A 9,817-nucleotide genomic window follows, 5' to 3' on the forward strand; every position below is an offset into this window, starting at 1 on the left:
CATTATGAAGAATGGACTTAGACTTTTAATGACTGCGCTGTTTGGTATATTATGCCTGCAGGGCAAGGCCCAATACACTTTCACATTTATTCCAGAGGTACAGGGTAGATCAATTGACAATATTTATAAAGTACGTATCAGCAATACGGGAAGCACGACTACTGCCAACCTGCGTATTGTGGTGACAGAAGCACAAGCTGGTGCGGTGGTCACTATTGATGTACCACAATTTCAACTCCTGCCGGGTACAGCTACGATACCGCCTGCTGCCACTTATCATGCAGCTGTAAGCTTTGGTAATAATAAGATCGCTACAATCATTCGCCAGAGTGGTTATTTCCCCGAAGGTGATTATGAATACTGCTTTCAACTCTATGAAGGGGGAAACCACAATAGTGAATTGCTGGGCGAACAATGTTTCAATTATGAACTGGAGCCTTTTACCAATATGCAATTGATATCTCCATATGATGAAGACAAGATCTGTGATAAGCGCCCTTCGTTCAACTGGCAGCCTTTGATCCCTTCAGTGAATGGTGCCCAATACCGCCTGTTGCTGGTAGAAGTGAAGGACAGACAACAGCCGGTGGAAGCGTTGCGTATGAATCTCGCTATCATCAATCAACGTGATATTCCTATGCCGATGTTGTTGTATCCTTCTATTGCCAATGAGCTGGTGGAAGGTAAGCAATATGCATGGCAGGTAACTGCTTATCAGAACGACCTGATACTGGCTCAGTCAGAGATCTGGTCGTTCACAGTGGATTGTGAAAAAGACACGACCACTTTGCCGGTGGAAGCTTTCAGAAATATTGATGACCTGACCAGGGGCAACTTCTATATCGCAAGAGGACAGTTATTATTTGCCTTGCAAAATAACTATGCGAAAGCTGACCTGACTTACAGCATCCGCTGTTTGACAAAGCCTGATCAGACTGTGAAGAAACTCCCTACTGTAGTACTAGACAAAGGATACAACGAAGTGACCATTGACCTGACTGACAATACCAGTTTCAAAGATGGGTATTACTACATCATGGATGTGAAATTGCCGGATGGTACGCGTAAACAATTAAGATTCATTTATAAACAAGCGGAATGAGAGCTGGAGTAACTATACTGGCGTTGCTGTTACTATTGGCAGCATGCAAAAAGCGTGAGCCATCAACTGTAATAGCAGAAAGGGAAATGAGTGATTACCGGATGTACCTGCATAGCATGAAAGAAAAGAAAGAGGATGCCTCTACAATGTACTTCATGTTTGTCGTAAAAGCGATCAATGGGCAAAAGTTGCCATCCGGAACGGATAGTCGTTTTAACTACGGTGTCGATTCTCTTTTTTATATGGTAAATGGAAAGGATACCCTGCCTGCGCTGGATGCTGTGCGTATGGCGAATGGTAACCTGGATGGTATACAATATATGCTGGTCTTTGACCGGCCAGCGACAGCTGATACATTGAGACGTGTCGTTTTCAGGGATTGGTTATTTACCAGTCACGTTATCAGCTTCCCATTTAAGCAGCAATAATTACTAACAAGGACTTTTAAGACTGAAGATATGATAATCAGTAGTATTCATGCCCGTAAGCGGATTGCCTGTTTTTTCCTTGCGTTGCTAACAACGCAGGGATTAATACCCGCAACTACTTATGCGCTTACTTCCGGACCTGTACAACCAGAAGCAAGAGGCTTTACGCCGGCTAATACCAATGACCTGGTAGACCTGTTCACCGGTGATTTTAAATACAATGTTCCACTAGGCAGTGTGGGTGGTTATCCACTCAACCTGAGTTACAGATCAGGTACCAGTATGGATGACGAAGCCAGTTGGGTGGGTCTTGGCTGGAGTTTGAATGTAGGTGCTATCAACCGTCAGCTGAGAGGTGTGGCAGATGATAGCTATGGAGATCAGGTGGTGACACACGATGATATGAAAGAGAAGATTGTGTATGGCGGTATGGCGAGTGTGAGAGGTGAAGTGTTTGGTGGTATGGTGAGTGGCTCCCTGTCAGTAAGTGTGTTTAATGATAACTATACAGGTGTGGGTGCATCAGTGGGTGTCAATGCAGGTTTGTCATTGTCTAAATTCACGGGTGGTGCTATTACGCCTGGTTTAAATGTAGGGGTTACATCCAGTACACAGAATGGGGTGACGGTAACGCCGAGTATCTCTTTGTCTTTTACAAAGCAAATTAATGACTATAATTCTACCAGCATTAAAGCATCTGTAGGTATCGGCTACAATACCCGCGAAGGATTGAAGGATCTGACATTAGGTACTTCTTTTTCTGTGAAGGGTACTAAAATAGAGGAAATTAAAAATGAGGATGGTACAGTTAAGTCCATTAAAAAGTCGGATGGTGGTAGTAGCAGTATTAACGGGATCGGTTCTTCTATCAGCTTTAATACGCCTGCATTTTATCCAAAGACGAATGTTCCTTTTACTTCCAGCGGTTTTACATTTAGTCTCGATGCAGGTCCTGCAGGACAAGGTGCATTTGGTGGTATTGGAGGATCTGGTTATAAGACCGTTAGAAAGATAGCCAATAAAGTGCGTAGCATGCCTGCCTATGGTTTCCTGTATGCTGATAAGGGAAAAGATGTGAAGAATGCGTTGATGGATTTCATGCGTGAAAAAGACAACCCTGTTATACCTGAACTGAAAAATCTGCCATTGCCTATTGCCACCCCTGATCTATTTGCTTATACCAACCAGGCAGGTAGTGGAGAGTTTCGCCTGTATCGTAATAGTACCGGCGTGTTTTTCGACAATGCCACAGAAGAAGTTACGGAAAATAATTCTGCCAGTGCTGAAGTGGGCGTAGGTGCCTATGGACATGCCGGTACTTCTATATACAACCAGACTGCCACTAATTCTAATGGCAAATGGGTGAATGGCAACAACTTTCTTACCAATGGAGACTTCGTTGCCACCAATGGTAAAAGCGAAGAATCCGCTTATTTCAAGCAGGTAGGTGAGAAAGAATCAGCTGATCCTACTTTTTATAATCGTGTACTGGGTGATGATGCGGTAAATGTGCCGCTGAGTGGCAAAAAAGCAACTGGTGTATTACGCAATGCTGATAAATCAAAATCAATATCTGGTACTCCACTCAGGAAAGACGGCCGCCAGGTACGTCATACAGCTATTATGGCGCTGACAGCTGATGAAGCCAGAACCGCGGGGTTTGATAAAGAAATTTTGAATTATCCCCTTCCGGTAAATACGGATCAAAAAGCTTTTACTCCTGAAGAGTACAGTAAACTCAGCCCTACCTCCGATGCCAGACAAGGTGATTTCAGAAAAGCGAAACACATTTCTGAGTTCACAGTCATGGGCGACGATGGTAAAAGAATGATTTATGGTATTCCTGTTTATAATAAAAAGCAGGTAGAATACACCTTTGCTACAACAGGTACGCCTGACCCAACTACGAATCTCGTTACGATTCCCGGCACGGCAGGATTTGGACATGCAGATTCTAAGAAAACCGATAATTATTATCATAGGGAAGAACAACCTGCATATGCTACATCCTGGTTGCTGACACAGATCCTGTCACCTGATTATGTAGATCTGACCGGCGACGGTATTTCTGAAGATGACAGGGGGACTGCCGTTAAATTTAATTATACCAGGACAGCGACTAACTATAGCTGGAGAACCCCGGTAGCTCCCAATAAAGCGAATTTTCACCGTGGTCTGAATGCTGATCCTGACGATAATAAAGCATCTTTTGTATATGGTGAAAAGGAACTCTGGTACATTACATCTATTGAATCCAAAGATGAAGTTGCTTATTTTATTACCAGTGACAGGGAGGATGCGAAGGCCGTAGATTCCCTCGGGAATAAAATTGCTGCTGCTTCAGGGCAAAAACGACTGGATACGATCAAGATATTTTCCAGGGGGGATTTAAAAACACCGAAGAAGACGATTGTATTCAATTATAATAATTCAACTATTCTTTGTCATAACACGCCTAACAGTGATTCAAGAGCTAATGGTAAACTCACCCTGTACTCCGTACATTTTAATTACAGGTCATCTACTGGTGGTACCTATCATCCGTATTGGTTCAATTATGGTAATAACCCTGATTATGCTTTCCTGAGTACTGACCGGTGGGGTATGTATAAAGGTAGTTCAGATAATGAAAATTCTGGTTTTGGTGAGATGGACAATATGGAGTTTCCATACACCAAATCAGATTACGACGCCAGGTGGGAGAATGCTGATACTTATCAGCTGACATCTATAGAGCTACCATCGGGAGGAACTATCAATGTCGGTTATGAATCGGATGACTATGCCTATGTACAGGACCAGCGAGCGATGCAAATGGCGCGAGTCACGAAATTGATAACGAATGGTGGAGAAACGAACAGTTTTAAGGATGCCAAAGGAATAGAAATAGAGGTGCCTGCAAGTGATGAAGGTAGTACGATACAAAACACTGCCGATTTTAAAAAGAAATACCTGAATGGATCTGATTACCTGTATGCAAAATTCTATGTGAATATGACAGATGATCCTACGATTACAACGGATGATCATTTTGATTTTGTTTCTGCATATGGTAAAGTAAAAACGGCGACCAAAGATGGAAGAAAAATAAGCGTCGTTTTTGAGGATGATGAAGATGGAGGTGTCAGTGTGAATCCATTTATTAGTGCCGCCTGGCAGCGAATGCGCCTGGAATACCAGCGATATGCCTACCCGGGATATAATAACCGTATCAATGATGATAAGCCTGTAAAAGCCGTTATATCAGCTTTACTGAATGCGTTGAAAACAATGGGGGAGCTGACCACCAATTTCAATAAACGTGCTTATAAGAAAGGCTTTGCAAATACTGTCAAGCTCAATAAGTGCATGGCGAGGTTAGTAAGACGGGATGGACATAAACTGGGAGGTGGTATCAGGGTCTCTTATCTTTCACTGAGTGATGGCTGGTCCCGTATGGATAATGAGCAGAGTGATTACTATTATCAGCAGGGATATGAATACACAATTACTGAAAACGGTGAAACGATCAGTAGTGGTGTAGCTACTTTTGAACCTTCATTAGGTGGTGATGAAAATGCCATGCACCTGCCTGTTAATTATACACAGGATGTGAAATGGGGATTGAGTAATTACTTCTACCTGGAACAACCTATGGGAGAAAGTTTATTCCCGGCGCCGTCTGTGGGCTACCGAAAAGTGACGGTATATAATTATGACAAGGATTATAATCTTTCGTTGAAGGCAGGTTATACATCCAAAGAATTCTATACAGCCAAAGAATACCCGGTTGTAGTGAAACAAACACCTTTGGAAAGTTACCTGCATAATCCTGTCGGGTGGTCTAATTTCTTCGGTGGCAGTACCACTTATGAGTTGGCAATGTCGCAGGGATATGCTTTGATCCTGAATGATATGCATGGAAAACCTAAGCTGGATCAGGAATTTAACCAATCGGGCGATGAGGTATCTGCTGTAGAATATTTTTATAATTCAACGGAAGAGGGCGGAACTTATCGTATCAGTAATACAGTGGATGTAGTGGATAATAATGGTCAGATCACTAAAAACCAGGTGATTGGCAGAGAGGTGGATGTGTTTGCAGACATGCGGTCCAGTGAACTGTATAATACTGGTCGAAGCATCAATATTGGTTTTGATGTTTTGGCAATTGGCCCATGGCCTATACCAGTACCGCATTTTCCATGGAATAGCAATACGGATTACAGGTCCTTTAATTCTGCCAGTGTCGTAAAGACAATCCAGTATTATGGTACTGTATCCAAAATAGAAAAGCGGATAAATGGTTCCAGTATATCTACACAAACATTGTTGTATGATAAATATACTGGCGAACCAGTATTGACCCAGACACAGAATGAATTCAATGATCCTGTTTATAACCTGAGTATCCCTGCTTACTGGATGTATAGTCGTATGGGCATGGCTTATAAGAATATGGGTATGCTGCTGTCTGGTTTCTCTACAGACGGGAATGCTGTTGTTTCCGGTACTTATTCTCCTTACTTAACAGCTGGTGATGAATTGGTGGATATTGGTAATGGCTACCAGTTATGGGTAGTGAATTCTCCTACATCCACTGGTGGTGCGAGTGCATTGAGAGTGATAGATGGTGTCGGAAGAGTGGTGAAAGGATATGCAGGAAATGTAAAAGTAGTGAGGTCTGGTTATCGAAACGTACTGAATAACGAGGCCACTGTTATTACCTGTTTGAAAAATCCGGTGGAAGGAACAAAACTGGTAGCACTCAACAATGAAGACCTGACAAGGTTAAAGGTGATCAATGCTTCTGCAGTATTATATGAGGAGGCATGGGGACAGGAAGCGGATTGTAATATCAAAAGTTGTCCGACTGGTTATAATGAAGGGCCAAATGGCGATTGTGTGATCAAAGCTAATTACACGACTGCCCCCAAATTATTCCAACTTGTACATGGCGATGTGTCATCGTTGTATGGTAAAAGAGGTGCATTCTTTTTTGACAAGGATACCAGGGAACAAATTGCTACCAGTACTGGTGCTTACTGGATGGGAGGCAATAACTGCGTGGGATGTGACCGGCTAAGTAAAACCGGTATCTGGTTAAAAACACTGGATATAGGTCGCTGGTTTGGGGTAGCCACTTGTATCACAGTTCCTACTGAAGGGGACTACTTTTTTGGGTATGGATCTGATGACCTGATGCGATTGTATATAGATGGTGCCAAAGTAGATAGTTTCCGGGGAGCTAGCGAAAGTTTCCATGAGGCATGGAGGATCTATCCTTATCACCTGACAGCAGGTAAGCATACCATTCGCTTTGATGCGGCAAGTAGTGTGGGTGATCAATCAGTGGCACTTGAAATATATAATAACCACGATTTAACCACATTGAAAGAAGGCGATCCAGGTAAGATCAGCACTTTGTTTACTTCTTCTGACCTGCTTGACAGAACGGATGTATTGATCTTCTATACAGATGGTTATGGCAATAATTTAGGACAAAATTATGGCTGTACATCCGGACAGGCTTTGAATTTATGTGATGGTATGGTGACCTGTGGTCTGGCAAAGCCTAAAGGTAGTTGTCCGGATGGATTTACACCAAGTGCGGATGGGCAGGCATGTAATCCTTCAAGTAGTACTATTAATACTAATACCGGATTAAATATCGCCTATGGTAGTAAGTGGTCTGAATATAGTCAGGATGGAGCCATCATCTATAATGAACTGGGGGTACCTGTCACTACAGTCAAAAGCACTTATTGGGGTACAGATAACTGCTCAGTTTCTCAATCACGTGTATCTTCCTCCTCCAGCTCTTCAAGTTCTTCTTCAAGCTATTGTGGCAGGTTAAATACAGTAGGATTCTGGTTAAATAGCGATTATGGTAATCAATGGATAGGAGTAAAAGCTTGTCTGAAAGTACCAGAGACCAGGACTTATTACCTGGGATATGGCGTAGATAATAGTGCTAAAATTTATATAGATGACGTGCTGTACATATCTGATATGGGAGCTGTAGAGGAGGCATACCATCAATGGAAGGTATATCCCATCTATTTGGCAGCAGGTCAACACGTGATCCGCATAGAAGCACAAAACGAGTTAGATGCCAGAGCAGTAGGTGTAGAGGTCTATAATAACACCTTAGAGGAGCTCGTAAATAATAGCATCACGCCAACGACTATTTTTACCACAGCTGATTTCCAGGATGGTAAAACCTATTTTACTTATGTAAAAGACATTGTGGGCAATGAAGTGGTAGAAAGTAAATTCAATTGTACAGTAGGTCAGGTGGATGTTTGTGCTGAGCCTTTGGGCTGCCCTGCTATACCGAATGGCGTTGTATTAAACCCATATGTAAATGGTTACCTGGGTAACTGGCTGCCATCTCAACAAAAAGTATGGTTGGCCAACCGCTCCGGACAAACCCTGGTCACTGATAATACGGTGAACCCTGAAATCCGTAATAACGGCTACCTGCCTGGCTTCTATCCATTCTGGTGGTATGATGCCAGCTGGAATACCTCTACCAGTACAAACTGGGTAACTGCTACTACCAGCACTTTGTATGACAGGCAATCACAGGAAGTAGAAAGTAAAAATGCCCTGAATATTTATAGTGCTGCCAGGTTTGGTTTTAAAGAAACAAAACCGCTTGCCGTGGGTGGGAATATGAAACAGCGTGAAATGTATACAGACGCATTCGAGGATTATGGGTTCAATGCATTAAATATTACTAATGCCATCTGCAAACCGGATAATTTCAATATATACAATGTATATGGCAGCAGCAACCTTGATGAAACCGTAGCGCATACGGGTAATTACAGCCTAAAGATCCCGGCAGCTGGTATTAACCTGTCCAGCTATGTATACTCTTATGAACATACTCCTGGTATTTACCTGGCCAATAACCAGTTTGGCGAATACTATCGTCAGCCGGCATCCTGGCTGGGCCTTAGAGGATTCTGTCCTGTTCCGGGCAGGGATTATGTTTTCTCTGTTTGGGTGTATGATAATGCAGGTCCGGCTTCCACGCCAGGCCTCACTGTAAAAGTGAATGATGGTGCATATACTGTAACACTGAAGAAGAAAGCAGCTGTAGAAGGCTGGAAACTCATGGAAGGTACGATCTCCAAAGATTGGATAGGCACGACCGAAATGGGCAGTTTCAGCCTCAGTATCACCGGGTCCGGGTTAAGAATAGACGATATCAGGATCTTCCCATTTGATGGTCAGATGAAGTCATATGTGTATAGTGATAAAACCCAGTGGCTGATGGCAGAGCTGGATGAAAATAACTATGCCACTTTCTATGAATATGATGAAGAAGGTGCACTGATAAGGACTAAGAAGGAGACAGAACGTGGTATCATGACTATTAAAGAAAACCGTTCTCAAATAAGGTATAGTCCATTTTAATTGCTAATAACATGAAGAATATACATAAGAAAATAGTAATTGTTGGCCTGGTAACGGTAGTAGCAGCCGGTGCTTTTGCAGGTGTAAGAAAGTGGGTGAGTACACCGGCTAAAGAAGAAGATATGTCAATGGAGGAGCTTTTTGCTCCTCCCGAAGGCATCAAACTCAGTAAAGAAGAAATAGCCACGCTGGCAGATATGTCAAAAGTATTGCACCAGCTGGATACATTGAAAGTATACACCTTAAGCGGATCTTATGCTGTGCAGGATCTGGCTGATTCAAGCAATAATATGCAGGCTGACTTTTTCTATACAAGGCAGGATAGTGCGGCTTATTATCGAATTGGTCAACAGGAAATGATAGCTCTTTCAGAATGCTTTATTACTGTAGATCACGCGACAAAAAAGATCTTCCTGGCACCACACAAAAAAGTGAATCCTCCATTTAATTCACCGTTGAAAGAGGAGAATAAATACATCGCGAGGGAATCATATCATGTATCAAGGTCAGATAAAGGCGGACTATCAAAGATCACCCTGTTTAATGATACCCATGTGAGCTGCAGAGAATACAATTTATTATTTGATAGTACTGGCATGATCCGGCAGACAGATATGCGGATGACGGATCCATTACGAGCTACTGATCATACAAAGGATAAGCTGGTTGTGATGAAGATAAACAACTGGCAGATGGGGATTGCAAAAGCGCCGTTGTTGCGGATGGATAAATATGTTCATGTCCGTAACGGAGTGGTTACATCTGCGATCAACGACTATGAAATTATCAGGTATCAACATCAGTAGTTAAAGGATATATGCTATGCGACTAAATTCTTTAATAAAGAATAAAACATTATTTAGTTATCATTTACCTCGGC

The 9,817-nt window shown here is 42.5% G+C and carries 4 protein-coding genes; all 4 read left to right on the forward strand.

The window, feature by feature from the left end; translation table 11 throughout:
• Window positions 1-4: 4 nt before the first annotated feature.
• The 4 genes from SIO70_RS02350 to SIO70_RS02365 are packed head-to-tail and all read left to right on the forward strand — an operon-like array spanning window position 5 to window position 9,743.
• Window positions 5-1,102, forward strand: a complete 1,098-nt coding sequence (locus SIO70_RS02350) for a hypothetical protein (RefSeq protein ID WP_320579111.1) — start codon at window positions 5-7, stop codon at window positions 1,100-1,102.
• Window positions 1,099-1,530, forward strand: coding sequence for a hypothetical protein (locus SIO70_RS02355; protein ID WP_320579113.1), 432 nt, complete (start codon window positions 1,099-1,101; stop codon window positions 1,528-1,530). Before SIO70_RS02350 ends, SIO70_RS02355 begins: the two co-directional genes overlap by 4 nt.
• Window positions 1,531-1,560: 30 nt before the next feature.
• Window positions 1,561-8,937: a hypothetical protein gene (locus tag SIO70_RS02360; RefSeq protein WP_320579115.1), complete on the forward strand. Its 7,377-nt coding sequence runs from the start codon at window positions 1,561-1,563 to the stop codon at window positions 8,935-8,937.
• A gap of 11 nt (window positions 8,938-8,948) precedes the next feature.
• The gene (locus tag SIO70_RS02365; RefSeq protein WP_320579117.1) at window positions 8,949-9,743 is read left to right on the forward strand and encodes a hypothetical protein; all 795 of its coding nucleotides are present in this window, start codon (window positions 8,949-8,951) and stop codon (window positions 9,741-9,743) included.
• Window positions 9,744-9,817: the final 74 nt, after the last annotated feature.

This window comes from Chitinophaga sancti, from assembly GCF_034087045.1.
Taxonomy (GTDB): domain Bacteria; phylum Bacteroidota; class Bacteroidia; order Chitinophagales; family Chitinophagaceae; genus Chitinophaga; species Chitinophaga sancti_B.